Annotated in this window: 25 protein-coding genes and 1 pseudogene; 21 read left to right on the forward strand and 5 right to left on the reverse strand. The window is 58.5% G+C overall.

Annotated features, from left to right (window positions below; genetic code table 11):
• Positions 1-60: 60 nt before the first annotated feature.
• A complete protein-coding gene (locus HGP12_RS29900; protein ID WP_246703593.1) occupies positions 61-990 on the reverse strand; it encodes a hypothetical protein in 930 nt (309 codons plus the stop codon).
• A gap of 346 nt (positions 991-1336) precedes the next feature.
• Here HGP12_RS29900 and HGP12_RS29905 point away from each other — a divergent pair, with 346 nt between their 5' ends.
• The 17 genes and pseudogenes from HGP12_RS29905 (at position 1337) to HGP12_RS29985 (ending at position 20900) form a co-directional block, all read left to right on the forward strand.
• Complete coding sequence (locus HGP12_RS29905; protein ID WP_168880044.1) at positions 1337-1573, forward strand: helix-turn-helix domain-containing protein; 237 nt, start codon at positions 1337-1339, stop codon at positions 1571-1573.
• Positions 1574-2000: 427 nt separating this feature from the next.
• The gene (locus HGP12_RS34340; RefSeq protein ID WP_168880045.1) at positions 2001-2264 is read left to right on the forward strand and encodes a hypothetical protein; all 264 of its coding nucleotides are present in this window, start codon (positions 2001-2003) and stop codon (positions 2262-2264) included.
• A gap of 427 nt (positions 2265-2691) precedes the next feature.
• Positions 2692-3741, forward strand: coding sequence for a LacI family DNA-binding transcriptional regulator (locus HGP12_RS29915; protein ID WP_168880046.1), 1050 nt, complete (start codon positions 2692-2694; stop codon positions 3739-3741).
• A 5-nt stretch (positions 3742-3746) separates the two neighbouring features.
• Positions 3747-3914 (forward strand): annotated as a pseudogene (locus HGP12_RS29920) (gfo/Idh/MocA family oxidoreductase); the annotation flags it as partial.
• Between the two features lie 6 nt (positions 3915-3920).
• Entirely contained in the window at positions 3921-5534 is a 1614-nt protein-coding gene (locus tag HGP12_RS29925) for an acyl CoA:acetate/3-ketoacid CoA transferase (RefSeq protein ID WP_168843355.1), read from the forward strand.
• Positions 5527-6306, forward strand: coding sequence for an enoyl-CoA hydratase/isomerase family protein (locus tag HGP12_RS29930; RefSeq protein WP_168880048.1), 780 nt, complete (start codon positions 5527-5529; stop codon positions 6304-6306). Before HGP12_RS29925 ends, HGP12_RS29930 begins: the two co-directional genes overlap by 8 nt.
• Positions 6300-7826, forward strand: a complete 1527-nt coding sequence (locus tag HGP12_RS29935) for an aldehyde dehydrogenase family protein (RefSeq protein WP_205926722.1) — start codon at positions 6300-6302, stop codon at positions 7824-7826. The genes HGP12_RS29930 and HGP12_RS29935 overlap by 7 nt, the downstream gene beginning before the upstream one ends.
• Positions 7827-7911: 85 nt before the next feature.
• The gene (locus tag HGP12_RS29940) at positions 7912-9174 is read left to right on the forward strand and encodes an ABC transporter substrate-binding protein (RefSeq protein WP_168843352.1); all 1263 of its coding nucleotides are present in this window, start codon (positions 7912-7914) and stop codon (positions 9172-9174) included.
• Between the two features lie 74 nt (positions 9175-9248).
• Positions 9249-10196 (forward strand): carbohydrate ABC transporter permease, encoded by a 948-nt coding sequence (locus tag HGP12_RS29945; RefSeq protein ID WP_168880050.1) that lies wholly within the window; start codon positions 9249-9251, stop codon positions 10194-10196.
• Positions 10193-11137: a carbohydrate ABC transporter permease gene (locus tag HGP12_RS29950; protein ID WP_168843350.1), complete on the forward strand. Its 945-nt coding sequence runs from the start codon at positions 10193-10195 to the stop codon at positions 11135-11137. The genes HGP12_RS29945 and HGP12_RS29950 overlap by 4 nt, the downstream gene beginning before the upstream one ends.
• A gap of 5 nt (positions 11138-11142) precedes the next feature.
• The gene (locus HGP12_RS29955) at positions 11143-12258 is read left to right on the forward strand and encodes an ABC transporter ATP-binding protein (protein ID WP_168843349.1); all 1116 of its coding nucleotides are present in this window, start codon (positions 11143-11145) and stop codon (positions 12256-12258) included.
• A gap of 13 nt (positions 12259-12271) precedes the next feature.
• Positions 12272-13795: a GMC oxidoreductase gene (locus HGP12_RS29960; RefSeq protein WP_168880051.1), complete on the forward strand. Its 1524-nt coding sequence runs from the start codon at positions 12272-12274 to the stop codon at positions 13793-13795.
• A gap of 4 nt (positions 13796-13799) precedes the next feature.
• Entirely contained in the window at positions 13800-15455 is a 1656-nt protein-coding gene (locus HGP12_RS29965; RefSeq protein ID WP_168880052.1) for a GMC family oxidoreductase, read from the forward strand.
• A gap of 88 nt (positions 15456-15543) precedes the next feature.
• Complete coding sequence (locus tag HGP12_RS29970) at positions 15544-16713, forward strand: Gfo/Idh/MocA family protein (RefSeq protein ID WP_168880053.1); 1170 nt, start codon at positions 15544-15546, stop codon at positions 16711-16713.
• A 27-nt stretch (positions 16714-16740) separates the two neighbouring features.
• On the forward strand, positions 16741-18822 hold the full coding sequence (locus HGP12_RS29975) for an FAD-binding protein (protein WP_168880054.1): 2082 nt from the start codon (positions 16741-16743) through the stop codon (positions 18820-18822).
• 10 nt (positions 18823-18832) lie between these two features.
• A complete protein-coding gene (locus HGP12_RS29980) occupies positions 18833-19825 on the forward strand; it encodes a sugar kinase (protein WP_281408527.1) in 993 nt (330 codons plus the stop codon).
• A gap of 175 nt (positions 19826-20000) precedes the next feature.
• Positions 20001-20900, forward strand: a complete 900-nt coding sequence (locus HGP12_RS29985) for a fructose bisphosphate aldolase (RefSeq protein WP_168880056.1) — start codon at positions 20001-20003, stop codon at positions 20898-20900.
• Between the two features lie 31 nt (positions 20901-20931).
• Here the strand turns inward: HGP12_RS29985 and HGP12_RS29990 are convergent, their stop codons facing one another.
• From HGP12_RS29990 to HGP12_RS30005, 4 genes are all read right to left on the reverse strand, one after another.
• Positions 20932-22059: a helix-turn-helix domain-containing protein gene (locus HGP12_RS29990; protein WP_168880057.1), complete on the reverse strand. Its 1128-nt coding sequence runs from the start codon at positions 22057-22059 to the stop codon at positions 20932-20934.
• A gap of 444 nt (positions 22060-22503) precedes the next feature.
• Positions 22504-22980 (reverse strand): hypothetical protein, encoded by a 477-nt coding sequence (locus HGP12_RS29995; protein ID WP_246703594.1) that lies wholly within the window; start codon positions 22978-22980, stop codon positions 22504-22506.
• Between the two features lie 137 nt (positions 22981-23117).
• Positions 23118-23489, reverse strand: a complete 372-nt coding sequence (locus HGP12_RS30000) for a VOC family protein (protein ID WP_168880058.1) — start codon at positions 23487-23489, stop codon at positions 23118-23120.
• 140 nt (positions 23490-23629) lie between these two features.
• Positions 23630-24238 (reverse strand): DUF2026 family protein, encoded by a 609-nt coding sequence (locus HGP12_RS30005; protein WP_168843339.1) that lies wholly within the window; start codon positions 24236-24238, stop codon positions 23630-23632.
• A gap of 394 nt (positions 24239-24632) precedes the next feature.
• On the opposite strand from HGP12_RS30005, the gene HGP12_RS34940 reads away from it, so the two are divergent.
• From HGP12_RS34940 to HGP12_RS30025, 4 genes are all read left to right on the forward strand, one after another.
• Positions 24633-24785, forward strand: coding sequence for an HIT family protein (locus HGP12_RS34940; protein ID WP_409527242.1), 153 nt, complete (start codon positions 24633-24635; stop codon positions 24783-24785).
• A 243-nt stretch (positions 24786-25028) separates the two neighbouring features.
• Positions 25029-25664, forward strand: a complete 636-nt coding sequence (locus tag HGP12_RS34945; protein ID WP_409527240.1) for a hypothetical protein — start codon at positions 25029-25031, stop codon at positions 25662-25664.
• A gap of 47 nt (positions 25665-25711) precedes the next feature.
• Complete coding sequence (locus HGP12_RS30020) at positions 25712-25969, forward strand: hypothetical protein (protein ID WP_168880059.1); 258 nt, start codon at positions 25712-25714, stop codon at positions 25967-25969.
• Between the two features lie 139 nt (positions 25970-26108).
• Positions 26109-26306 carry a hypothetical protein gene (locus HGP12_RS30025; RefSeq protein WP_168843336.1) on the forward strand — a complete coding sequence of 66 codons (198 nt, stop codon included), beginning with the start codon at positions 26109-26111 and terminating at the stop codon, positions 26304-26306.
• Positions 26307-26453 lie beyond the last annotated feature (147 nt).

Raw genomic sequence — 26453 nt, forward strand, 5'->3', positions numbered from 1 at the left:
GCGTAGGCTGAATATGCAGCCTGAGGCACACCTTGCCGGTGCCGCCTCTGTGAGGCGCAATCACGGCGCTCCCCGCAATGCCTTTCGCACCTTGCGCGAGAGCTCATCGACCGTTGCCATAACTCGGTTCATCTGTGACAGCGTGGACGCAGGTTGCGGGGCATGGCTGATGACGTGATGCTCGTTGCTTGCAGAGAGCGCGGCCAGATGCGCCACCGTCCGCTTGCGCAGGATAAGGCCGGCGTCGGTCGCTATCCGCGTTCGTTCGCCGAGGTCGTGCCGGAAACCGCCTATCATCGTGGCGTCCACGCCTTTGGCGAGCAGGAATGCATTCAGGTAGAGCTCCATCGCATGGAGCGCCAGAAGACGCTGCGGAGCCTGGTTGGGCTTGGACGAGCCCTCGCCAAGCTTCCTGGCCGCCTCTTGGTAGTGTGTCGCCAGGTTTAGAATGCTCCGAACGCCTGCCGCTTTGCCGGGCTGTGCAGGTCGCTTGCATGATGTCGGCCGACGCTTCTCAGCAAGGCGGATAAGATCCTTCAGCATCGTGCGCAGCTCAGGCCAGGGGGCATCTTCGAGCTTCAGGCCAGGATCATGCATGACGATCAGGCAATGGAGTTTCGCGGTGACTTCCATCAGGGAGGAGGGCGGTGTGATCCCCATGACGCGTCCTGATATTCCGGCCCCTTCCGCGAGCTCCTGTTCGAGGGCGAGCGCCGCGCTGTATCCCAAACGCTGATCCGCGTCCTTCCATCGTTTCCGGCGCACACGAAGCTCGGCCCGCGCCTGAGACAGGTCTCCGGCATTAAGCTGCGTTGCCATTCGATTGATGTCGGCAAACGAGTGAACCTTAACGACGCCATCCTTTCCAACACTCGGCAGCGTCGCTGCCGGAAGACCACCGGCCTCTTCGAGCAATTCCCTCTCAAGTTTTTCTCTGAGACGAGTGGCCTTCACCTGCTGCTGATAAAGCGCATACCATTTCGGCCACATTTCTCTGACGGGCGTTGGGCCAGGCTCTGTTCGCCGAGCGTCAGGATCTTCGATGTGAGAGCTCAATAGGCGCGACGCGACGGCAAGCAGGTTCCGGCGGTCGATCACGCGCGGGACGGTTTCACACGTCCGAGGGCATGGCTTGATTTTTCCGCGGGCAAATGCGGGCAAAGTTCTGCTATTCTCAGAATCAGCCATGTCCTGAGCTCCACTAAGCTGGGTTGTGGTCAGGCCAAGCAGGGCGCTGCGAACGCCCGGCTTGGCCGTCTGCCAATTCGGCAGATTTTCGATTGTAACCTGAAAACTCGGCGAAGCAATGGATTTCGCCAAAACATGGCGATTATGAATGTTGGCGGTTCAATTCCGTATGGCGCGAGCGGCTCTAGATTGGGGTATTGTCGAGTTTGCCGAGCGAGCAGGGGTTTCGACCAATACACTTGTTCGACTCGAACGGGGCGAAGAGCTCAAGCAATCAACGCTTGATCGTCTTCGGAAAGTATTGGAAGAGGCTGGTATTGAATTTATCGCTGACGGTGACGAATGGTTTGGTGTGCGCGTGAGACGCACGAAGCCAGCTTCCTAAAAGCGCCGGTGCAGGCATCTCGCACTTTCCAAGGGAATCGCGACGCCGTCGCTCCAGTCCGGAGATGAACGCTCTTTCGATTGGGCTGCCGAGAGCCGAAGGTTGCCATAGACCGAAAAGCCGGCAATGTCCTGACCATTCGGGATATCATACACCACAGTGACCACGTGCCGCGCACGCATCAGGGCTACGCAGAGCTTAGCCCGTGTCCCGCTTCCAAGGCGTTTCGCGGATCTTTCAACCACGATACCATATTCTCAGTAGGATGGATGAGGAGGCGGTCAAACCCGAGCCCCTTGGAGCGCCCGAAGGTGAGGGTCTGCAGATCGGCAGAGGCGATCCTGATGTTGGCCCCCCAGCGACGCTGTACTTGGCCGGACTCGAACCTACATCGGCTTGATGAATCGAAGCGAGATGGGAGGATACAATGAAGAGGATAGCGGTTGTGGTAATTTTGGCGGGCATGCTTGCGGCCTGCCAGACTAGCGAACCAGGACTGGAGCCGATTCCGGGGAGCATTACCTACGGCGGGCAGCCGACTCAACGATTACAAAAGTCACCAGTCGGCAGCATCCTTCCTCACACATTCACGGATCGGTGGGGCGAACGGGTGCGCGAGACATACATCGTGCAGCCCGATCGCAGTCTGAAGCTAGTCGATCGGGTATATCTTGATAATCCCTTCGACTGAAATGTGGGCGCCGCGTCATCTGGCATATGATGAAAACCCCTTCGCGTCGGCCTTGGCACGCGACAGGCGCAATCTCGCAAGTTTCGTCGTGACATTTCGTTGATGCAGTCCTTGTTACGCGCTTCCAATCGCTTCAATGGAAAGGCGTTGATGAAAACGCGGATCGTCTTGTCGGGATCACCGCCGAGCTGGGACCAGCCTGGAGGAATCCGAGCAAGCTCACGCGTTCGAAATTTAGATCGTTCCAAATAAATCTGCCGTCTATGGTCGCCAGGGAACAAGTGCCGCAGAAATTAATAGCATAATAGATTCCTATGCTTATATGAGAATGCGATGCCTGTCCGATTGGTGAAAAGATTTTCTTCTTGACTGAATTGGAACGTTCCAATTATTAAATTGACATGACTGAGGTCATTGGAGGTTTGTCATGACCAAGGGACGGGTCACCGTCATCGATATCGCGAAGGCTGCGGGCGTGTCGAAATCGACCGTCTCGTTGGTCTTGCAGGGATCTCCGTTGGTCAACGATGGCACGAGGGCCAAGGTCAATGCCGTGATGCGGGAACTCGGTTATGTCTATAATCGCGGCGCCGCCAATCTCAGGCAGTCAGGGTCGAAGTCGAAGATCATTGGCGTTGTCGTCAATGATCTGACGAATGGCTTCTTCGCCGAGCTCGCAGTCGGCGTGGACATGGTCGTGCAGTCTGCCGGATTCGTACAGTTTCTATCCAACACAAGCGAGAACCTCGACCGTCAGCGGGAGGTCATCGCGTCGATGCGTGAGCACGGCATCTCGGGGCTGATCCTTTCGCCCGCACGCGCGACGGAAGCCGCCGACCTGAAGCCGCTCATCGCCGCTGGCATTCCCGTTGTTGTCGCCGTTAGAAATGTGCCCGGAGCAAAGGCTTCATCAGTTGTCTCGGATAATCGCGAAGGCGTCGTTGTGGGCGTGGAGCACCTGGTGTCACTTGGTCATCGCCGCATCGCGTTCCTTGGCGGTTTTCGTGACACGGCGGTCTTTGACGAGCGTCTGGCCGGCTATCGTGCCGCTACTGCCGCTTGCGGGCTGGATGCCGACGAGGATCTGATTGTCGATTCCCCGCCGTCGAGGGCGGGCGGAGCCGAAGCGATCGAGCGTGCATTGTCGATCGGAAACAGGCCGACTGCTGCGGTATGCTTCAACGACGCGGTCGCATTCGGGGTTTGCGACGGCCTTCGTGCCAGGAAGCTCGAGCCCGGCCGGGACTTCGCGGTCGTCGGGTTCGACGACGTGATCGAGGCAAAAACCGCTGTTCCGGCTCTGACTACCATCTCGGTCGATCCTCAAGGAATAGGCCGTCGTGCCGCGCAGCTTCTCCTGAAGCAGATCAGCGCCGGAAAGGCGGAAGCCGAAGCCATAGTCTCGTCGGTTCGGCTCGTGGTTCGCGAAACCTGTGGCGCTGCAAACGGCTCCCCACTTGGAAGGACGCAGGCATGACTGTCGACGGCGGCAACCTCTACGAGGACGCTCTCAGAGCGTTCCACTCCGCAATGAAGAACGGCTTGCCCTTGGCGGCGACCGAGGATGGAATTTGGTCAATGGCCACCGCGCTTGCCGTCAAGAAAGCGGTTGCGACGGGTGCGGCCGTGAAAGTTGAAACAGGACCCTAAACGAACATGAGCAAGCACATTACCCCGGCGCAAGCCGCAGCCCTCATTCCGGACGGTGCCGTCGTCTCCGTTTCGTCGTCGAGCGGCCTTGGCTGCCCCGACCTCATGTTGAAGGCGATTGGCGAGCGCTTTGATAGCACCGGTCATCCGAGGGATATCACGACGCTGCATCCGATCGCCGCCGGTGACATGAGCGGCATCAGGGGCGTCGACTACATCGCCAAAAAGGGTCTCCTTAAGAAGATTATCGGCGGTTCCTATCCATCGGGTCCGTCGAGCGCCGAGCCACCGCTGATCTGGCAGATGATCACGAACAACGAGATTCCGGCCTACAATATTCCTTCGGGCATCATGTTCGATATTCACCGGGAAGCTGCTGCCAAGCGCCCGGGTGTTCTGACGAAGATCGGCATCGACACGTTCGTTGATCCGAACCGGCAGGGCTGCGCCATGAACGATCTCGGGGCCGGCGAGCCGGTAGTCAAACGGGTCTCCTTCGAAGGCGACGACTATCTGTTCTTCCCGTCAATCGTGCCCCAAGTCGCCATCATCCGTGCAACGACTGCCGACGAGCGCGGCAATCTCACCTACGAGCATGAAGGCGCGTATCTCGGTGGCCTCGATCAGGCGCTCGCTGCCCGCAACAACGGCGGCATCGTCATCGCTCAGGTCAAGCGCATAACCAAGGAAGGCTCGCTAAAGCCGCACGACGTGCGCGTGCCTGGCATGCTCGTCGACTATGTCGTCGTCGATCCGGATCAGAAGCAGACGACGCAGACGCTCTACGATCCGGCGATCTCCGGAGAGATCTTCCGGCCGCTCGACACTTTCCGGGTTCCGGAGTTCAACATCCAAAAGGTCATCGCCCGTCGCGTTGCGCAGGAACTGCAGGCCGGAAGCTGCGTCAACCTTGGCTTCGGTATCTCGGCGAATGTGCCCCGCATTCTAATGGAAGAGGGCCTTCATGGCGCGGTGACATGGGTCATCGAGCAGGGTGCCGTTGGTGGCGTTCCGCTTCTTGACTTCGCCTTCGGCTGCGCCTCGAACGCCGACGCCTACATGCCTTCGCCGTACCAGTTTACCTATTTTCAGGGAGCTGGTTTCGACGCCTCGCTGCTTTCCTTCCTGGAAATCGGCAGCGACGGCTCGGTCAACGTGTCGAAACTGTCGTTCCGTCCGCATGTCACAGCGGGCGCAGGCGGCTTCGTCGACATCACCGCGCGGGCGAGGAAGATCGTATTCTCCGGAATGTTCAACGCGGGTGCAAAGCTTGCGGTCGCAGAAGGCAAGCTTGTTATCGAGAAGGAAGGCAAGCTCAAGAAACTGGTCAACGAGGTCGAGCATGTCACCTTCTCCGGCAAGCGGGCGATCGAACAGGGGCAAGACATCACCTATGTCACCGAGCGCTGCGTCATGAAATTGACGCCGAGGGGCATCGTGGTGACGGAGATCGCTCCGGGCATCGATCTCCAGGAACATGTCCTGGGCCAGTCCGAATTCCCGCTGATCGTTTCGGAAGATCTCAAGGTCATGGGCTTGAACCTCTTTGCCGAAGCCAACATCGATCTCTCGCTTCCCAAGAGGGCCGCCCGCGTTTTGGAGGGCACCTTCAATGGCTAGCGGTACGGTGAAGGTCGCCGTGGAAGGTCCCGTCGCGACGATGACGGTTTCGCGGCCTGAGAAGTTGAACGCACTCGACCTCGACATGCTCAAGGCGCTGTCCGATGCCGCTGACGAAGTGGAAGCCAACCCAAAGGTTCGCGTCGCGATCCTGACAGGGGAGGGCAAGGGATTCTCGGCCGGCGGCGACATCAAGGCTTGGGGTGGAATGCGACCCGAAGAGTTCGGTCATGCGTGGGTCCGGCACGGTCATCGCATCTTCGAGCGGCTCGCAACGCTTCGCGTCCCGCTCGTCGCTGCGCTCAACGGTCACGCGCTTGGCGGCGGGCTTGAGCTTGCGGGCGTCGCCGACATTCGTATCGCAGAAGAGCAGATCAAGATCGGTCTTCCCGAGACGGGTCTTGGCATGGTTCCCGGCTGGTCCGGCACCCAGCGCCTGGTGAAACGCTTCGGCGCCCAGGTTGTTCGCCGTATGGCTCTCGGCGGAGAGATATTCACCGCCGAGGAGGCACGTGGCTTCGGCATCGTCGATACAGTCACAACGACAGGTAACGCCGTCAAGGCTGCCAAGGAATATGCGGCGCGCATCGCAGCGCGCGGTCCGGCGGCGCTCGAAGTCGTCAAACTCATGATCGCCTCCGCAAATGGTGAGGACAACGGGACCGCCGTCGAGGCGCTGGGCTCGATCCTTGTTGCGAAGACGGGTGACCTAAAGGAGGGCGTTGCTTCCTTCACAGAAAAGCGCCCCGCACAGTTCAAAGGAGAATGGTAATGACGGTTCTGATTGCTCCCAAAGCTCTCGCCGATCACAGGGCGCGCGATTTCAAGATGCTGATCGACGGCAAGTGGGAAGCAGGCGGCACGCAGCCGCTGGAACGCGTAGCACCGAGCCATGGTGTCGTCGTCAGTCGCTATCCGACGGGCATGAAAGCAGATGCCGAACGGGCGATCGCCGCTGCACGCAAGGCCTTTGATCATGGACCTTGGCCCCGGATGACCGCGTCCGAACGGTCCGCCATTCTTCTGAAGGCCGCCGATCTCGTCGCAGCGCGCTCCGAAGAACTTGCCTATCTCGACGCCATCGAAGCCGGAAAGCCGATCTCGCAGGTTCGCGGGGAGATTGCTGGTTCTGTTGACATTTGGCGATACGCCGCCGCACTCGCCCGTGACCTGCATGGCGAGAGCTATAACAGCCTGGGCGACGGTACTCTGGGCGTCGTTCTTCGTGAAGCCATCGGCGTGGTGTCGATCATCACACCGTGGAATTTCCCGTTCCTGATCGTCGGTCAGAAGCTGCCTTTTGCACTTGCCGCCGGCTGCACGACGGTCGTCAAGCCTTCCGAACTCACCTCGGGATCAACGCTGCTGCTGGGGGAGATTCTGCAAGAGGCCGGCCTTCCTGACGGTGCGGTCAACATCGTTACAGGCACCGGACCGGAGGTGGGTGCGATCATGACGACGCACCCGCATGTCGACATGGTGTCCTTCACGGGTTCGACCGGGGTCGGCAAACTGACGATGACCAACGCCGCGCAGACGCTGAAGAAGGTGTCGCTCGAGCTTGGTGGCAAGAACCCGCAGATCGTTTTCCCGGATGCGGATCTCGATGCCTTCATCGACGCTGCCGTGTTCGGCGCGTATTTCAATGCAGGCGAATGCTGCAATGCCGGTTCGCGACTGATCCTGCACAAGAGCATTGCATCAGACGTCGTTAAGCGCGTTGCCGAGCTGGCGAAGGACGTCAAGGTCGGCGATCCGCTCGATCCAAGCACCCAGGTCGGTGCCATCATCACGCCGCAGCACCTGGCAAAGATCAACACCTATGTGACCGGCGCGACGAACAACGGTGCGCAGGTCGCTCACGGTGGCGAAGCCCTTGACTTCGGCATGGGGCAGTTCATGGCTCCGACCATTCTCGAAGCTGTCACGCCGGACATGGCGGTAGCACGCGAGGAAGTGTTCGGACCAGTCCTTTCCGTCCTGACATTCGAGACAACCGCTGAAGCGATCCAGATCGGGAATTCCATCGACTACGGTCTTTCGGCCGGCGTGTGGAGCCGCGACTTCGACACGTGCCTCACGATCGGCAGAAAGATTCGCGCGGGGACGGTCTGGATGAACACCTTCATGGACGGTGCTTCGGAGCTCCCCTTCGGCGGATACAAGCAGTCCGGCCTCGGTCGCGAGCTGGGCCGCCATGCGGTCGAGGATTACACCGAGACCAAGACACTTAACATGCATATCGGCGCCCGAACGAACTGGTGGATGCCGAAGAAGGGAACGCCGGCTTAGGTCGGCGACAGGACTACGCCCGAGGAGGGCGGGTGATCGGTGCGGGAATGGTCCCGCACCTCAAACTTGTACTGGGAGGTTTTCAATGCGCAAGTTTCTAACATCTACCGCTGTAATTGCACTTGCATTTGCTGGTGCGACTGCTGCGGCACGCGCCGACGACGTGAAAGAAGTGCAGATGCTGCACTGGTGGACGTCCGGCGGCGAAGCTGCGGCGCTCAATGTCCTGAAACAGGACCTGTCCAAGGAAGGGTATGCCTGGAAGGACGTCCCGGTAGCAGGCGGCGGCGGCGACGCCGCGATGACCGCGCTGAAGGCGATGGTCGCCGCTGGCAACTATCCGACCGCCTCGCAAATGCTCGGCTACACCGTCCTCGACTACGCCCAGGCCGGGGTCATGGGTGATCTGACCGAAACTGCGAAGAAGGAAGGCTGGGACAAATCCGTTCCGGCGGCGCTGCAGAAGTTTTCGGTATACGATGGCAAATGGGTTGCCGCCCCGGTCAACGTTCACTCGGTGAACTGGCTGTGGATTAACAAGGCCGTCATGGACAAGATCGGTGGCACTGAGCCGAAGACGTTCGATGACCTGATCGCACTGCTCGATAAGGCGAAGGCTGCAGGCGTCGTTCCGCTCGCTCTCGGCGGCCAGAACTGGCAGGAAGCGACGATGTTCGACTCGATCGTGGAATCGACCGGCGGTCCCGAGTTCTACAAGAAAGCGATGAACGACCTCGACGAGGAGGCGCTGAAGTCGGATACGATGAAGAAATCGTTCGACAATCTCGCCAAGATCATCAAGTACGTCGACCCGAACTTCTCCGGTCGTGACTGGAACCTGGCGACCGCGATGGTCATCAAGGGCGATGCGCTCGTGCAGGTCATGGGCGACTGGGCCAAAGGCGAATTTGTAGCCGCCAAGAAGACCCCGAACAAGGACTTCCTGTGCTATCGCTTCCCCGGCACCGAAGGCAGTGTGATCTACAACTCCGACATGTTCGGCATGTTCAAGGTACCTGACGATCGTAAGGCGGCGCAGGTTGCGCTTGCAACGGCGACGCTGTCGAAGAGCTTTCAGTCGGCCTTCAACGTCGTCAAGGGTTCGGTTCCGGCCCGTACCGACGTTCCCGATACTGACTTCGACGCCTGTGGCAAGAAGGGCATCGCCGACCTGAAGGCTGCTAACGAGAAAGGCACGCTGTTCGGTTCGCTGGCACAAGGTTATGGCGCACCTCCCGCAATCGCCAACGCCTACAAGGACGTCGTCTCGAAGTTCGTCCATGGTCAGATCAAGACCTCCGACGAAGCTGTCAAGCAACTCGTCCAGGCGATCGACGACGCACGCTAAGTGCGGCTGAAAGTCTTCCCCGCGGAAATCGCGGGGAAGATGCCCGGTCGAGGCCCCCCGAAGGGATGACTACCATGAGCACTGTCGCTACCACCGAACCAATTCTAACGCACGAGAAGCGCACGTCGATGCGTGCGCGGATCCAGAACACGCTGCCGCAGATCGTGCTTGCTCCAAGCTTCGCGATTACCATCATCTTCGTGTATGGCTTCATCGTATGGACGGCCTATCTGTCCTTCACGAATTCGAAGACTTTTCCGTCCTACGCCCTGACCGGCGCGCGCGCCTATCAACGGCTGTGGCGCTGGACGTTTGAAAGCGATCCGCCATCCAGTTGGTACACCTCCATCACCAATATGGGCATCTTCGGCGTGCTTTATGTCGGCATCTGCCTGACGCTCGGTTTGTTTCTGGCGATCTTGCTGGATCAGAAGATCCGTGGCGAGGGCGTTCTGCGACCGATCTTCCTGTACCCGATGGCGCTGTCGTTCATCGTCACCGGCGTTGCGTGGAAATGGTTCCTCGATCCGGGTCTCGGCCTCGAACAGACGCTGCATCACCTCGGCTGGACGAGCTTCCATTTCGATTGGATCAAGAACAAGGACTTCGTCATCTATACTGTCGTTATCGCAGGCGTATGGCAGGCCTCCGGCTTCGTCATGGCGATGTTTCTTGCCGGCCTGCGTGGCATCGACAGTGAGATCATGAAAGCTGCCCAGATCGACGGCGCGACGACTGCTCAACTCTATCGCCGGATCATCATTCCGTTGCTGCGCCCTGTCTTCCTGTCAGCCTTCATCGTGCTCGCTCACATGGCGATCAAGTCCTACGATCTTGTCGTGGCGCTGACCTCCGGCGGGCCGGGCGGTTCGGCTTGGCTGCCGTCCAACTTCATGTACGAATACACCTTCAAGCGCAACGAGATGGCCGTTGGCTCTGCAAGCGCGATCATCATGCTGATGACGATCTCCGCGATCATCGTTCCGTACCTCTATTCCGAACTGAAGGAGAAGGCGCGATGACTACGATTTCCACCCCGTCTTCACCATCACGGAGCATTGCCAGTGGGCGCTGGATCAACCGCACGATTATCTATGGCCTGCTGGTCGTATTCGCAATCTTCTACCTGATGCCGCTATTCGTCATGCTGGTTACCTCGTTCAAGACGATGGACGAGATCCAGAATGGCAACATGCTGGCCTTACCTCAGTCGCCGACCATCGATCCCTGGTTCAAGGCCTGGGGCGAGGCCTGTGTCGGTCTGACTTGCACAGGCATCAAGGGCTACTTCTGGAACTCGATCAAGATGGTTGTGCCAGCCGTTGCGATCTCCACGATCCTGGGCGCGTTGAACGGCTACATTCTGACGAAGTGGCGTTTTCCAGGCCACACGTTGGTCTTCGGTTTGATGCTTTTTGCCTGCTTCATTCCGTTTCAGTCGGTGCTTCTCCCCATGGCGACCATCCTTGGCAACCTCGGTCGGTTCGGAGCAACGTTGCGTAACGAGATCGGCATGTCGTTAGGCTTCGGCAACTCGACCGTCAATCTCGTCATCGTCCACGTCATCTATGGTCTCGGCTTCACGACGCTCTTCTTCCGTAACTACTACGAGGCGTTTCCGGACGAACTCGTGCGCGCAGCCCAGGTGGACGGAGCAAGCTTCTTCCAGATCTTCCGCCGCATCATGCTACCGAACTCGCTGCCGATCATTGTCGTCACGGTCATCTACCAGTTCACCAATATTTGGAACGACTTCCTGTTTGCGTCGGCTTACGCAGGCTCAGGTGACTCGATGCCAATGACCGTTGCCCTGAACAACGTCGTCAACACCTCGACCGGCGTGGTCGAGTACAACGTCAACATGGCCGCCGCAATGATCGCCGCCATGCCGACCCTCATCGTCTATATCGTCGCCGGCCGTTATTTCGTTCGCGGTCTGATGGCGGGCGCTGTCAAAGGATAATCACAATGGCTTTCCTCAACATCTCCGGTCTTAGAAAGCGCTACGGCGCCCTGGAAATCCTTAAGGGCATCGACCTCGAACTGGAAAAGGGCGGCTTCCTCGTGCTTGTCGGTCCGTCCGGCTGCGGCAAGTCAACGCTGCTCAACACGATCGCCGGTCTCGAGACGATCACCGAAGGGGATATTCGCGTCGACGACCGCAGCATCGCCGACCTGCACCCATCGAAGCGCGACATCGCGATGGTATTCCAGAGCTACGCGCTCTATCCGAACATGACGGTGGCGGGAAACATCTCCTTCGGTATGGAAATGCGCGGTGTGCCCGCCGAAGAGCGCAAGCAGGCAATCGACAAGGTCGCCAAGGTGCTGCAGATCGGCCATCTGCTCGATCGCAAGCCGAGCCAGCTCTCGGGCGGCCAAAGACAGCGCGTGGCAATGGGCCGTGCCCTGGTCCGTGACCCGAAGCTCTTTCTCTTTGACGAGCCATTGTCGAACCTCGATGCCAAGCTTCGCGTCGACATGCGCACCGAAATCAAGCGCCTTCACCAGGCGACCGGCAAGACGATCGTCTACGTCACGCATGATCAGATTGAGGCCATGACGCTTGCAACGAAGATCGCCGTCATGAAGGAGGGCATTGTCCAGCAGTTCGGCACGCCCGCGGAAATCTACAATAATCCGGCAAACATGTTCGTCGCCGATTTCATGGGGTCGCCGGCCATGAACCTCCTTTCAGGCAAGATCCTGAAGGATTCGAACGGTCTCGCCGTTTCGCTGGAGCGAACAGCGGGAGAGGCGATGAAGCTCCCGATCGCACCGAGCATGATGTCTTTGGCAACCTACGCGGACCGCAATGTTGTCTTCGGCATCCGTCCCGAAGCCTTGACCGACCCGGAAGGCGCCGACCGAAATGCGCAGAGCGTCGCGGAGAACGATTGCCTTATTGAGGTCGTCGAGCCGGCCGGATCGGACACTTTCGCGGTCACCAAGCTGGGTGGCAAGGAAGTGGTGGCGCGACTGCGGGCCGATGCCCGGATCAAGGCGGGCGAAACGGCACGCCTCGCGTTCAACCTCGACAAGGCCGTCTTCTTCGATCCGCAGACCCAGGTCCGGATCGCGTAGGACAGGAATTGAAATGAACGTCACACCCGATATCGTCATCATCGGCTCAGGAGTGGGCGGATCGACCGTGGCGGCCGGTCTAGCCGCGAGCGGCGCCCAGATCCTCATCCTGGAAGCGGGCGATCACATAGCCGACCTGCCGGTGAATCGCGATCAACGAGCTATCTTCCAACGCGGACACTTCCGACCGAAGGAGACGTGGTATGAAGCCGATGGAAAAGGCTTCAATCCCGGCAACTACTATAACGTGGGCGGGAACTCGAAATTCTACGGCGCGGTGCTGTCCCGCTACCGAAAGGAGGACTTCGGGATTCTCAAGCATCGGGAAGGCGTTTCTCCGGCGTGGCCGTTTCCATACGAGGTCTTGGAGCCCTGGTACAGTCGCGCGGAGCGAATGTACAAGGTTCGCGGCACTCTCGGCGAAGATCCGACGGAGCCGCACCATTCTCTCGGATACGAATACCCGCCGGTTCCGGATGAAGCTCCCATCGCCGACGTGAGAGCGCGTCTCAAGAGAAAGGGGCTACACCCATCTTCGCTGCCACTTGGCATCGACATCGACACCTGGCTGGCCAAGGCGAAGACACCGTGGGATGCCCATCCGAATTCCAAGGACGGCAAGATGGATGCCGAAACGGCGGCACTTTCCATCGCGATGAGGCATCCGAATGTCGCCCTCCAAACGAACTCGCGCGCGGTTCGGCTAGAGACCGGCCAAGGCGGTAAGATTGAGAAAGTCGTCTACGTCAGGGACGGACAGACGCTTTCCGTGGCCCCGAAAATCGTCATCTTGTCCGCGGGTGCCGTTCAGTCGTCAGCCCTGCTGCTGCGCTCGGCGAGCGACCGCTACAGAAATGGCCTTGCGAATTCCTCCGACCAGGTCGGGCGGAACTTCATGAACCACAACGCTTCGGCCGTGATCGGCGTTTCGCCGACCTTCCGGAACACGTCCATCTATCAGAAGACGTTCGCGTTCAACGATTTCTATCTTTCAGATGGAGACGGAGGTTTTCCTCTCGGCAACGTGCAACTCCTCGGACGCGTGTCTGCCGAGATCCTCAAGGGATCCCTCCCAAGCGCGCCGGAATGGTTGCTCAATCTCGTAACGGGCCACGCAATCGACTTCTATGCGATGAGCGAGGATATACCCAACCCCGAGAGCCGGGTCATGGTCGATGGCGATCGCGTCATCCTGCAGTGGCAGCGGACAAACTGGACAGCTCACCTCGCACTCGTCGCGAAACTGAAGCAAATCCTGAAGTCGATCGGATTCCCAATCGTGCTGGCCAGAGCGTTCGACAAGCGCACACCGTCGCACCAGTGCGGAACAATCAGGATCGGAAACGATCCTGCCTCCGCACCACTGGACGTGTACTGCCGTTCTTACGACCACAGTAATCTCTTCGTCGTGGACGCCAGTTTCCTGCCGACATCGGCCGCGGTGAACCCCGCCCTTACGGTGGCAAGCCAGGCGCTTCGCGTGGCGGACCACATAGCCTCGCAGGATCTCTCGTTCTCTCGCATCCAACAGGATTAGCAAAATGCGCTTCGACTACATTATCACAGGAGCTGGTCCGGCCGGGTGCGTGCTTGCGAACCGGCTCAGCGAAGACCCAAACGTCAACGTGCTCCTGCTGGAAGCGGGCGGCGGCGATTGGAACCCACTGTTTCATATGCCCGCCGGCTTCGCAAAGATGACCAAGGGCGTCGCGAGCTGGGGCTGGCACACGGTGCCTCAAAAGCACATGAACGGCAGGGTCCTCCGGTATACGCAGGCCAAGGTCATCGGCGGCGGCTCATCGATCAACGCGCAGCTCTACACTCGCGGAAATTCCGCCGACTACGATCTTTGGGCGAGCGAAGACGGCTGCGAGGGGTGGGACTATCGCTCGATCCTTCCTTACTTCAAACGCGCCGAAGACAATCAGCGCTTCTGCGACGACTACCACTCCTACGGCGGTCCGCTCGGCGTATCCATGCCGGCCGCGCCGCTACCCATTTGCGACGCCTATATCCGTGCGGGACAGGAACTGGGTATTCCGTACAATCCGGACTTCAACGGCCGACAGCAGGCGGGTGTTGGCTTCTACCAGGTCACGCAGCGCGATCATCGCCGTTCTTCGGCGTCCATGGCGTATATTTCCCCGATCAAGAACCGCAGCAACCTGAAAGTCCGCACCGGCGCGCACGTCTCGCGCATCGTGCTGGAAGGCAACCGCGCCGTGGGCGTTGAGATCGCAGGCGGAAGCGGCCCGGAGACCGTTCGTGCCGAGCGGGAAGTCCTGGTCTCCTCGGGAGCGATTGGCTCGCCGAAGCTGCTTCTTCAGTCGGGCATCGGTCCCGGCGATCATTTGCGTTCCGTAGGTGTGAAGGTACTTCACGATCTCCCGGGCGTCGGCGGCAACCTGCAGGATCATCTCGATCTGTTCGTCATCGCCGAATGCACCGGCGACCACACGTATGACGGCGTGGCGAAGCTGCATCGCACACTCTGGGCGGGCATGGAGTATGTGCTCTTCCGTACCGGCCCTGTTGCATCATCGCTTTTCGAGACAGGCGGCTTCTGGTACGCCGAGCCCGATGCTCGCTCGCCGGACATCCAGTTCCATCTGGGTCTCGGATCCGGCATCGAGGCTGGCGTCGAGCGCTTGAAGAACGCGGGCGTCACGCTGAATTCCGCTTACCTTCACCCGAGATCACGTGGGACGGTCCGCCTGTCTTCGTCCGATCCTGCGGCAGCACCCCTCATCGATCCGAACTACTGGTCGGACCCGCACGACAGGAAGATGTCTGTCGAAGGCCTGAAGATTGCGCGCGAAATCATGCAGCAGGACGCCCTCAAGCCGTTCGTGCTGGCCGAGCGTCTTCCCGGCCCGAAGGTCACGACCGACGAGCAGCTTTTCGAATACGGCTGCGCCAATGCCAAGACGGACCACCATCCCGTCGGGACGTGCAAGATGGGCACGGGGCACGACGCCGTCGTCGGCCTCGATCTCAAGGTCCATGGGCTCGAGGGGCTGCGCGTGTGCGATTCCTCGATCATGCCGCGTGTTCCCTCCTGCAACACCAACGCTCCGACGATCATGGTCGGCGAGAAGGGAGCGGACCTCATTCGGGGCCTGCCGCCACTCCCATCGGCGATCTTTTCATACGAGCGCAACGATACGCGCCCGAGGGCACGCGCCGGCGTCCGGTAGGAAACACGTCACGCCTCCGTAACCGCGGGGAACAGATGAATATCAGCGACCGGTCGTGAACGGGCCGGATTTCAAGGGAGTTTTCGCAATGGGCGAAGTCAAGGTGGCTGTGCTGGGCGGCTCGGGCTGGATGGGCAAGATCCACACGATGGCCTACCAGACCTTTCCTCATTTCCTCGGTCCCTCCGGAGGGACCGCGCGCGTCGTCGCGATCGTCGAGGCAAATCCGGCCGCGGCCGAAGATCTTGCCCGACGGGCCCCCGGCGCGAAGATCCTGCAGAACTGGCAACAGGCGGTAAACGACCCGGAAATCGACCTGATCGACATATGCCTGCCCGACAGCCTGCACTACGAGGTAGCCAAAGCTGCACTGATCGCCGGCAAGCACGTGTACTGCGAGAAGCCGCTGGCGAATACCGCCAAAGAGGCTCGCGAGCTTGCCGATATCGCCCGAGAGAAGGGCGTCATCACGAGAGTCGGCCACGCGTTCCCCCGCAATCCGGTGCACGACCTCGCCAAGGAGATCATCCAGGCAGGGGAAATCGGCGAGATCAAGATGTTCAAGGGCTGTCAGCACGTCGATATGTACGGCGACCCGATGGCACCATTCATGTGGCGCGCCGACGGCAAGCTGGCCCCGACGGGTATCGTCGGTGACACCGGCTCGCACATCTTCAGCTTCATGGAGTTTCTGGTGGGTCGCGTCAGCTCTTTGATTGCCGACAACCTGATCGTCACGGCCAGCCGGCCTGTGGTGGAAGGGCTTGCATACGGCGAGCAGGTCAAGCTCAAAGGCGATGAGAAGTGGGCAGAGATTACCAATCCCGACGCCACGAACCTGCTCTGCCGCTTCGAAAATGGCGCTGCGGGGATCGTCGACTTCAGCCGTGTCGCCACCGGCCGCAAGTTCATGCAGACCTACGAAATCTATGGAACAAAAGGCAGCATTGCCTACACCTATGACGAGGTGAACCGCTTGCGCTTCTACACGAACGACGACCGTGCCGGACGAAGTGGCTTCCGTGAGATCGACGTCGGGCCTGAAAACCCGACCTTCAGGGCGTTCCTACCGCTTCCGAACTTCGCCCTCGGGTACAACGAGAGCAAGATTATCGAAGCCGCCGAGGTGGTGAAGTCGATCACCACGAACACACCGATGTGGCCAACGTTCGAAAGCGGTCATCATATCTGCCAGATCGTCGACGCCTGCATGGAATCCTCGCGCCTGAAGCGCTGGATCGACATCCCGCTCTCCTGAGCCAAGACCTCGCAAGGACCTGCGCCAATGACCATCGATGTTCCGCAACACATCCTCGACGCGCTCACGGATGTCGACATGCCGCGACTGTCCCCGGAGGCAATGTCCTCGGAGATAGTCCGCCTGGCGGGCACAGATGTGCCCGTCTATCGAGCCGGCTGCGTCATCGTCGGATCTGGCGCGGCGGGGCTGCGTGCAGCGGTCGAACTGAAGCGGCGCGGCGACGATGTGGCGATCGTCAGCCAAAGCGCATGGGGCGGCACGTCCGCTTGTTCCGGCTCCGACAAGCAGACGCTGCACACTGCAAATACCGCTGATCAAGGCGATAATTATAAGGCGATGGCGCGGGCAATCCGGGCGGGCGGCGCGATGGACGAGGACACGGCTTACGTGGAGGCGGTCGGCTCCCCGCGTATGATGGCGTCGCTGCAGTTCCTCGGCCTTCGACTTCCGCAGGAGCCACTTGGCGGGACGTTGCGATATCAGACGGATCACGACGAGGTCGGTCGCGCGACGAGCTGCGGACCAAGAACGTCGAGGCTGATGGTCAAGGTGCTGGCCGAAGAGGCAATACGTCTGGGGATTCCGTTCTACAACCATGCAACGGTGGTGAAGATCCTAAAGGAAGAGCAGGGGGCCGCAGGCCGCGTTTGCGGCGTGCTCGTCATGAAGGCGGGCCATCGAGCCGAGAAGAATCTCCTTGGCTTGACTCTCTTCGTCTGCAACGTCCTGGTACTCGCCGCCGGCGGACCCGGGGAACTCTATCGGGACAGCGTCTATCCGAACGGCTGCTTCGGCTCTTTGGGCTTGGCGCTTGAGTCGGGCATCGAGCTGGTGAACCTGACGGAGAGCCAATTCGGAATTGGCACTCGCCGGGAAGGATTCCCTTGGAATCTTTCCGGCACCTATATGCAGGCCATTCCCCATATCTTTTCGCTAGATGCCGAAGGAAACGAGCATCATTTCCTCGCGGAGTACTATCGGACCACCCAGGAACTAGCATCGAACGTATTCCGGAAAGGCTACCAGTGGCCATTCCATTCCACCCGCATGCTCGATTTCGGATCGAGTCTCGTGGATCTCGCCATCTATCGAGAGACCATTGCAGGGCGTCAGGTTTTCATGGATTTCAACAGGAACCCACTGCCTGTCCCCGGCGACCTGCCGTTTTCGCTTGCACGGCTTGACTACGACGCAAGTCAGTATCTTGGCAATGCAGGGGCGATCCAGGAGATGCCGATCGATCGTCTCCGGCACATGAATCCGCTTTCGATCGAGCTCTACCGCCGCTACAAGATCGACATTGCCGAGCAGCCGCTGGAGTTCGCTGTGAACAATCAGCATATGAACGGAGGGATCATGGTCGACACCTGGGGGCGCAGCAACCTTGCCGGTTGCTACGCGATCGGTGAGGCCGCCGGAACCCATGGTGTTACCCGTCCCGGAGGTGCTGCACTCAATGCCGGACAGGTTTTCGGTACACGCGTCGCAGAGCACATATCTGCCAGCCAGGAAGCCCGGACGCGCCCCGGAGCTGACATCAGGATTGCTGCCGAGCAGGGCATGGCCGAAATCAGCGCGCTCCTTCGCTCCGACAGCGAACTGACGGTAAAGGCGGTCCGCAGCGAGGTGCAGGCGCGCATGAGCGATAAGGCTGGTTTGATCTGCGATCCGGGCAACGTCACTGACGCACTGCAAGAGGCACGACTGCTCAACAAGCGCATCGGCGAACATGGAATAACTTACGACCGGGCCGCAGAGGCGACCCGCGCCGTTCAATGGTATCAGATGGCGATCGCATCCGAAGCTGTCCTCGCCGCCTTGGATTTCTTCATCGCAAATGGCGGAGGCAGTCGCGGCGCGCGGGCGATCTGCGATCGCAACGGTGACTCCTTGCCTCTTTCCAAGTCGGGTCCGCTCGAGGAACTTCGCTTCCGGAAGGAACGCGAAGAGCATCGTCGGGAGCAGATTGTGGTGCGAATGAGCACCGAGGGCTTCGATATCCACACTCGCCGGAACCGGACGTTTGACGAAAGCGCCAAATGCTTCTTCGAACGGGACTGGCCTGCTTGGCTCACCGGGCGCATCTACGATCTCGAGACTCGCTGAGGTTGCCTGGATGGTGGAGTTTGTATCGAGAAGAATTGTCGCCATCGGCGAGGCGATGATCGAAATGGCGCCTGATGGAGCGAACATGTTTCGCTTCGGTTACGCCGGTGATACGTTCAATACAGCATGGCATATGGCGCATTTGCTGGGTGTCGCAGCGAGTGTGGCCTTCGTGACGAGGGTAGGGGTCGACGGTCTTTCTGGCCGGTTCGTCGAAGAGCTGCGGGCAGATGGGTTCGATACGGCAGTCATCTCGCGAGATCCCACGCGGACAATGGGGCTCTACGTCACTGAGTTGGACGGCGTTGAGCGCAGCTTCCATTACTGGCGCAAGGATTCGGCAGCCACGCATCTCGCCGACGATCCGGCCGAGCTGTCGGTGGCGATGAGTGGCGCAGACCTCATCCATGTTTCAGGGATAACGCTGGCTATTTTGCCTGAAAACGGTCGCCGAACACTGCTTGAAGCCGTTGCGCGGGCTCGTGACGCAGGCGCAGTCGTCTCCTTCGATCCGAATGTCCGCCCGAGGCTTTGGGCGTCACCCGAGCACGCGCGGCAAAGCATTCAAGACATGCTTGCGCTCAGCGATATCGTACTCCCGAGTTTCGACGACGAGGCCGCTCTGTGGGGCGACAAGTCCCCGGCCGACACCATTGCAAGGATCGAAGCCGAGGGAGGGAAGGAGATTATCGTCAAGAATGGCGCGCATGCGATTACCTTCGCCGCAGGCAACGAGAGCGGCGAGATGGCGACTCCCAAAGTTGCAATGATCAGGGACACGACAGGGGCCGGCGACGCCTTCAACGCAGGTTATCTGGCGGCCCGTATTGGCGGGATGACGCTGCGTGACGCAGTGCCTTTCGGCCAGCAGCTTTCAGCTGAAGTGCTGCGGCATCCGGGGGCTCGCGCACCAAAGGAAGCTCTCGGACGGCTGCTTACGCTGCATCGCGACGCGAAGTTGGGCCGCATGTTCGCGGACCCGAGGAGTACGACGCCGAAATAGTATTGAGGAAACTGCCGTAGACGCATTGGGTCGGCACGACGATGCAAGTATGTTTGCAGCGTCGTGACTCGGAAAGTCCCTGAGCTTGGAAGCAACTGGGAATTTGATCAACCTTGGAACCTTGGGTGTGGACTTCGACGCCATCACGTTAGGACGCAGCGCAAAGGGAATGAAAATGGCAGCAGATGCACGGATGATGGCGCAGATGACCAGCCGGGACGGGTTCATCGCCGCCCTTGATCAAAGTGGTGGTTCCACGCCGGCCGCTTTGCGTCTCTACGGCATTTCCGATGCCGACTACAGCGGCGAGGAGGAGATGTTCCGGCTTATGCATGAGATGCGGGTGCGCATCGTGACGACCCCCGCATTCTCCGGTGACAAGGTGATCGGCGCCATCCTTTTCGAAAGGACCATGGATGGAGACGCGAATGGAAAACCGGTCCCGTCGTTCCTTTGGGAGGACCGCGGCGTCGTGCCGTTTCTGAAAGTCGATAGAGGATTGGCGGGCGAGGAAGATGGCGTCCAGCTCATGAAGCCGATGCCCGATCTTGACGCTCTGCTGGAGCGCGCGGTGAAGAAGGGAATCTTCGGTACCAAGATGCGGTCGGTGATCGCTCATGCCGATAAGACCGGGATCGCTGCCGTGGTGAAGCAACAGTTCGTCGTGGGTCGGCAAATCCTGGACCACGGCCTCGTTCCGATCATCGAGCCGGAAGTCTCTATCAAGAGCTCGACGAAAACCGAAGCGGAAGCCATCCTGCGCGACGAGATCGCCCGGGAACTCGATGCTCTGTCGCCGGACCAGCATGTCATGATCAAACTGACCATTCCGACGGTCGCGGATTTTTACAAGTCGCTCGTCGACCATAAGTCAGTCGCTCGTGTCGTCGCGCTCTCAGGCGGCTATAGCCGTGTCGACGCCTGCGAAAAGCTCACTCATAATCATGGCATGATCGCGAGCTTCTCAAGGGCTTTGACGGAAGATCTGCGGGTTACGATGAGCGACGCGGAGTTCGACGCCAGTCTCGGGAAAACGATCGAAGAAATTTACAAGGCGAGCGTATTGAAGGTCTGAAGGCATTCCCGCACACCGGTAGCCGGCGCAGTCAAAGCCCAAGGGAGCTGAGCCAGCCGTTAAACGTCGAAAGGTCTTTTGCGCCTATCGGATGCGCCATTTCGTGCATCCCCGAATGTTTGCGCACTTCACTGGGATTGTAGCCGAACTCATGGGTGAACGCGCGACAGAAGGAGGCGGCGGAATCAAAGCTGAGCTGTTCGGCTATAGCACCAATCTTCAATCTATTGGCTGGATCGCTCAGCGCCATGTGCGCAGCCAAAAGCCGTCTTCTTCGAATGTAATTCAATACTCCGCCGGATGCCTGAAACATCTCGTAAAGCCGGGTGCGCGAAATGGCCAATTCTCGGCTGAGTTTCTCCGGCGTTAGGGACGTCGAATGGAGGTTATCTTGGATGAATTGCCTTGCCCGCGTCATCAATCCAGTTTGCGTCGCATCACTATCGAGGCGATCATGCGCCAGCGACGTCATGATTTCAAATATCGTATCACGAAGCTGGTTCCTCACGCCGGCGAGGTCGTTTTTGGTCAGCCGTTCGAGGTTCGTTTCGAGATGATCCACGTAACTGTGGAGAAGTTCGACGCGCTCTCCTCCCAATACGATATTACTGTCGGCGTTTGGGAGTCCGCCATGGATCGCAAATAAATCACGTGGGAGAATAAGCGCGACGGACTGGCCGGCAAGAGATCTCCCATAAAAGGGGCATCCCAAATTGCGTATTTCCATCATACCTGGGGCATTTTCGATCACTCGCCCGTTCGTGCTCGCCCATGTCTTTCCGGTCCGCAAAAATGTGACCTGCCAATGATCCATCGAGCTATAGCGTACTTTTTCTTCAGATCGCGCAAAGCTGAATGCGGGACTGTCCTGCTGGATGAGAAGCACCCCTTCCAGATTCCAGACGATTTGATTCACGGGAAATGCATCACCGATGCGGAGGCGCTCTGGCATGTGGATGTCGATCAACGGCGTCATGAATTGCTGCCAGGCCGCAAATTGCTGATCAATAGCCAAATCCAAGTTCGAAAACGACAAGGATTCCGGGGCTGTAGCAGCTTGCATTTCCGGAAATAGCGGCGCCTGCGACAAACGCGGCCATTTCCGTCTCTCGACGAAATCAGCCGGCTTGATGGAAGTATCGGTTTCCCTCGCTATCACGATGTAACAGCCCCTGATGAAGATGCAACTTCTGGCGGGCTTTCGCCATGGCCTCCGTAGCTTCTAGCATACAATATATAATCGTTGCCTGATTTAGATCAAACTAACTCTTCCGGAGCATTTCCTTGCGGACGTCGATTAAGGACTATGCCATGTAGACGACTGCAATGGATAGCGGGAACGCGCCATTTGCATCTATTCCGCTTACCGCCTCGCCAGCATTGGCAAGATCAAGCCTCATCTGGTCTCTTGAGGTTGTCCAGACGGTTCGAACCCCAACTTCTTATCGACGGTTACGCGACCGCTCGATTCACCCAGACAAGAACGCGCCACCCGTTCGGCTTGGCGAGTGTCAGAAGCTCGCCCTGCACCTTTCCCAAAATGTCGCCTGTCGGTAGGCCTGCATCTGGGTTCCCCTAGTCGGCTGCCACTACTTTTGGCTTATCAGTTTCGGGGAGATCTAAGCCAAGTGCGGACGGACGCCATGATCCGCTCCTTCATCTCGGCCATCCAATTTCGAACGATCTCAACGCGGTCCATAATCCACTTAAGCCAGCCATAGGTTAGTAGTTTCTCACGGCCCGCGTGGAACAGGCGCTCAACCAGGAGAAAGCTCATCAGATAGGCCAGTGCGATTATGACCAGCCCCGAGATTACATGGCCCCGGGCGATCACGACCAATGCATAAATCTTCAGGGGCTCGGCAATCGCGAGCGGAACCACAAAGAGAACAAGAATGACGGCTCGCGGCAGTGAACCCACAAACTCGCCAAAGTGCTTTACGATGGAAAGCGAAGCAAACCAATTCACGAGCGGCCGATAAACGGGCCGGGCGATTTCGCTGATGACAACGAACACGGCTATAATGAGCCGCAAGGGCAGTAAAAGGAATTGCCAGGCAGACTGGCGTCGGTGTTTCATGACCATTTTCGAATGCCTGGAATTGCCACCAATCGGTTGACGTTATGCGGCCTGTTTCAATTTCGCGGAAATTCGCCGCTTCAGCTTAAATTCCTTCGTCCGTGGAAAAGTGGAGCAAGTCAGTCTTCCAAAACAAGCTATTTGATACGCCATGGTGGGTTAATGCGATTTTGCCCAGCAAAGTATAGCAGGACGCGATTACCACCAGGATCAAACAGCTCGGCTTCTCGCCACAACCAGCTTTTATCTTCGGGCGGGCTTGTGAATTGAAGCCCTTTCTTCTGCAGTTGGCTAACCGTTTCGTTCAAATCGTCACATTCAAAATACACCGTAGTCCCACCACCGGCGCTCTCGCCTTGGTGCAATGAAAACGTGCTGTCGCCGTCCGGGCATAAGAATCGAGCATAGTGGGGACGTGCATCGACGACAGGCTTGAGGCCAAGAGTGCAATAAAAGTTCCAGCGTGCATCGAGGTCGGGCATCGTTACCGTCACTTGATTCAAGCGCATGATCCGTGTCCTCCAGAAACAACCCTTTATTGCCGTCGTATCTGGGCGAGGGGCACTCCATCATGCAGCCACCGTGCGCGAGAAAATTCAAGGGGAACACAAGGACATTTCAATCGCGTGGGGACGCGTTCGTGCCACGATTACCAAGCACCAACAAGGGAGTTGCCGATGAGTGGTACGGCGTTGGATTTTCCATCCTGATGCCGCACTGTGATTGATGTCTGCATCTTTCTGGGAGATTTCCGGAACCAGTTCGCTGCGAGGCTGGCGAGGTCTCCAATCATCGGATTCTTGCGCCAGTCTGCGAAACGTCGGCTCGTTGCATCAGGTTCGGCACGATAGAAGAAGTCGCCGGACTGGCTCAAATCATTGATGGACGAGCGCATCGATGAGAGCGGCCGCTGAAACATCTTCGGCGGAATCGCCAAACCCGGGGTGCTCTGTGAGAACGTAGGGGCCATGAAATCGATCGCCCAATCGTCAGCCTCGACCCAGCAATGGAAATTCTCACCAGCGCCAGAGACGTAACCATCGTCGCGCTGGTCTGCGAAGAGGATGTACTTTCCGTCGAGGTTGTAGGCCGCGAGCCCGCTTTTTGCCTTTGCCTTCACCTTGAAGTGATGTTCGAGGATGAAGGCCCCAAAGGTGCTGAAATACATCGAAGCCGTGGCGGGATTGGCGTTTTCGTTGACCAACAGGCTGTTGATGACCCGGTAAATCCGATGGTAGTCGCTTTGGGTGATCAACATCACCGGTTCCCCTTAATCCAGATGGCTGGCATTCCCGTAAGTGACGGCAGAGGCCGTGTAAACTCCATATGCGGCGGGGTGCCGCGACAAATTCGATTGAGATCGTGCTCGTCGCCAATTGTTGATAGCCCCATCAGTAAAGCGCAAGATCTTCCCACAAGCACATGCATCCTTGGATCATCCGGCACGGACGTTTCAGCGAGTGCTATTTGTTCACAAGTAGCGCTGGCTTCTTTGGGTTAAACATCGGGTTCGATGCTTGATATCGTTAACCGCCTATGCTGCGCGGGCGAGGAAATTATGACCGGAAAGAATTCTTCGTGCCTCTTTTGCGACATCGCGAACAATCGGATTTCATGCGTCCCCATTTTGGAAAGCCCTGAGTTACTGGCGTATCCTCGATACCTCTCCGATCCGTCGTGGGCATGTTCAAATCACCCCTCGCGATCATTTCAACTATTTCGATGATTTGCCAGCCGACCTTGCGGGCGAGCTAGTTTGCACAGGGCAAAGGATCGCGCGTGCCCAAAAGAAACTTACGGCGTAGATCGTGTCGTTTTCCTTTTCTCAGGGGGCGATATTCCACATGCGCACGCTCATGTTGTGCCGATGAGAGAGAAAACTGATATTGCGGCAAGGCTGTACATTGCCCAGGAAGGGCTCACCTTCAGGCCAACTCCTGCTGCTTCACTGGAAGAGTTGGAGGCTACGCCGGTGACAAATTCAATACAGCATGGCATATCGCGCATTTGCTGGGTGTCGCGGCGAGTGTGGCCTTCGTGACGGGGGTATGGTTGCTTTCAAAGACATGGCTGCCGAAATCGATGAACCAAACGACGCACGTAGGGCTTCCGTAGCAAGGCGCGCATCAAGACGGCAATCCAACGCGCTGCTGCGTCGTCCGGTGCAGACGACTCCGCTTTTACGCTCAACGCTACTTATCAAGCCGTTTTCTTCAGACAAAAATCAGCCATGGGCACGACTCTTCTCCCGACTCCTGCATCCATGTGATCAAATTCAGGCGCCGAGCGCAGCGTCCGAATCGCCTTGGGAAACGATAGATATTCGTTGGTATTGGAAGGTTTTTCTGCGATTATTTGAAGATCCGTTGAGACGACGGAACCGACCGATGTCCCACGGGTTACCTCCGCAGCAAGAGGAGCCGACCATGCCGTTTCCATGCCCACGAGCCCAGGATTTAGAGCAGCGCATCGAGGAATTGAAGGTAGCGGCCAAAGACGCCCTGGAAGAAGTCATCGCCTCAGCAAACCAAGCGGGGTGGGGTACTCGAGAGGTACTCGTCGCACTGGTCGAGGCAGTCCGTTCTCTCGATAAAGCCAACAGTGCTGACCCAGATCCTGCTGATGATCCGCCAATCGGCAACGCTGTTCGCGAGCAGATAGGACACGGTGAACAATTCGATTAAGGAGCCGCGCTGGTCCGCCAGAAGAATATGGCGAAAGAGGCAAACAAATGACCGTAACTCGCGGCACATTTCTGGCCATCAGAGGAATTTCAATGATCGGTTCGGTGATTGCTGGGGCTTCCAACTTCAAAGTCCTGTTTCAGGGCAATGTTTTTGCCGACTACTTTCAAATCTATTTGCGTGATGAGGGTCACCCTGATCTGCCCGACGACTACACGGATCATACGATTGCTCGACGTCTTGCGGCTGGGCCGTATGCTGTTATCCTGCATACGGTCCAATACGACCGTGCCGGTTCGCGTTGAATGGCACAATAGCCGTCCTTCGCTCCACCTCGATGCTTCTTACCAGCACGTGGTTGAGGCGAGTTTCGATTGCCCGTCAGGCCAACCCGTCTTCATTGAGCTTTCAAGCCTGCAACGGTGTTGCGGACCTGAAGACGGGATGATCTACCGCGTTCCCACGGACGTTTGGAAAGAGCGGATCGAAAGCATCGCTCTTGGTCTTGTCGACGCACAACGCTTGCCGCCTTTGATTGTCGAATGGCGATATGGGCATTTGATCGTCTGTGATGGTAGCCATCGGCATGGGGCGATGTCGCTGAAAGGCTGGACAGCTTGCTTCGCGGTGACCTGCCACTGAAGTTTCATCCGGCTGCGATTAGACCGTATGTTCTCGGGGTGAGCGTGGCCCGCCCCCGCAGTAAGCTGAATTCGGGGGTTGCTCTGGATTGGCCGGAGCCGAGCCCCAAGCTTAGCGAGGGCGAACCATGAAAGAAGGTAGCGTAAT

This window comes from Rhizobium sp. P28RR-XV (genome assembly GCF_012641385.1).
Taxonomy (GTDB): domain Bacteria; phylum Pseudomonadota; class Alphaproteobacteria; order Rhizobiales; family Rhizobiaceae; genus Rhizobium.

What these genes read in the sequence shown, in the direction of transcription:
- HGP12_RS29900 (WP_246703593.1), bottom strand. Translation starts at nt 990, where the DNA reads ATGTGGCCGAAATGGTATGCGCTTTATCAGCAGCAGGTGAAGGCCACT.
- HGP12_RS29905 (WP_168880044.1), top strand. Translation starts at nt 1,337, where the DNA reads ATGTTGGCGGTTCAATTCCGTATGGCGCGAGCGGCTCTAGATTGGGGT.
- HGP12_RS34340 (WP_168880045.1), top strand. Translation starts at nt 2,001, where the DNA reads ATGAAGAGGATAGCGGTTGTGGTAATTTTGGCGGGCATGCTTGCGGCC.
- HGP12_RS29915 (WP_168880046.1), top strand. Translation starts at nt 2,692, where the DNA reads ATGACCAAGGGACGGGTCACCGTCATCGATATCGCGAAGGCTGCGGGC.
- HGP12_RS29925 (WP_168843355.1), top strand. Translation starts at nt 3,921, where the DNA reads ATGAGCAAGCACATTACCCCGGCGCAAGCCGCAGCCCTCATTCCGGAC.
- HGP12_RS29930 (WP_168880048.1), top strand. Translation starts at nt 5,527, where the DNA reads ATGGCTAGCGGTACGGTGAAGGTCGCCGTGGAAGGTCCCGTCGCGACG.
- HGP12_RS29935 (WP_205926722.1), top strand. Translation starts at nt 6,300, where the DNA reads ATGGTAATGACGGTTCTGATTGCTCCCAAAGCTCTCGCCGATCACAGG.
- HGP12_RS29940 (WP_168843352.1), top strand. Translation starts at nt 7,912, where the DNA reads ATGCGCAAGTTTCTAACATCTACCGCTGTAATTGCACTTGCATTTGCT.
- HGP12_RS29945 (WP_168880050.1), top strand. Translation starts at nt 9,249, where the DNA reads ATGAGCACTGTCGCTACCACCGAACCAATTCTAACGCACGAGAAGCGC.
- HGP12_RS29950 (WP_168843350.1), top strand. Translation starts at nt 10,193, where the DNA reads ATGACTACGATTTCCACCCCGTCTTCACCATCACGGAGCATTGCCAGT.
- HGP12_RS29955 (WP_168843349.1), top strand. Translation starts at nt 11,143, where the DNA reads ATGGCTTTCCTCAACATCTCCGGTCTTAGAAAGCGCTACGGCGCCCTG.
- HGP12_RS29960 (WP_168880051.1), top strand. Translation starts at nt 12,272, where the DNA reads ATGAACGTCACACCCGATATCGTCATCATCGGCTCAGGAGTGGGCGGA.
- HGP12_RS29965 (WP_168880052.1), top strand. Translation starts at nt 13,800, where the DNA reads ATGCGCTTCGACTACATTATCACAGGAGCTGGTCCGGCCGGGTGCGTG.
- HGP12_RS29970 (WP_168880053.1), top strand. Translation starts at nt 15,544, where the DNA reads ATGGGCGAAGTCAAGGTGGCTGTGCTGGGCGGCTCGGGCTGGATGGGC.
- HGP12_RS29975 (WP_168880054.1), top strand. Translation starts at nt 16,741, where the DNA reads ATGACCATCGATGTTCCGCAACACATCCTCGACGCGCTCACGGATGTC.
- HGP12_RS29980 (WP_281408527.1), top strand. Translation starts at nt 18,833, where the DNA reads ATGGTGGAGTTTGTATCGAGAAGAATTGTCGCCATCGGCGAGGCGATG.
- HGP12_RS29985 (WP_168880056.1), top strand. Translation starts at nt 20,001, where the DNA reads ATGGCAGCAGATGCACGGATGATGGCGCAGATGACCAGCCGGGACGGG.
- HGP12_RS29995 (WP_246703594.1), bottom strand. Translation starts at nt 22,980, where the DNA reads ATGAAACACCGACGCCAGTCTGCCTGGCAATTCCTTTTACTGCCCTTG.
- HGP12_RS30000 (WP_168880058.1), bottom strand. Translation starts at nt 23,489, where the DNA reads ATGCGCTTGAATCAAGTGACGGTAACGATGCCCGACCTCGATGCACGC.
- HGP12_RS30005 (WP_168843339.1), bottom strand. Translation starts at nt 24,238, where the DNA reads ATGTTGATCACCCAAAGCGACTACCATCGGATTTACCGGGTCATCAAC.
- HGP12_RS34945 (WP_409527240.1), top strand. Translation starts at nt 25,029, where the DNA reads ATGGTTGCTTTCAAAGACATGGCTGCCGAAATCGATGAACCAAACGAC.
- HGP12_RS30020 (WP_168880059.1), top strand. Translation starts at nt 25,712, where the DNA reads ATGACCGTAACTCGCGGCACATTTCTGGCCATCAGAGGAATTTCAATG.
- HGP12_RS30025 (WP_168843336.1), top strand. Translation starts at nt 26,109, where the DNA reads ATGATCTACCGCGTTCCCACGGACGTTTGGAAAGAGCGGATCGAAAGC.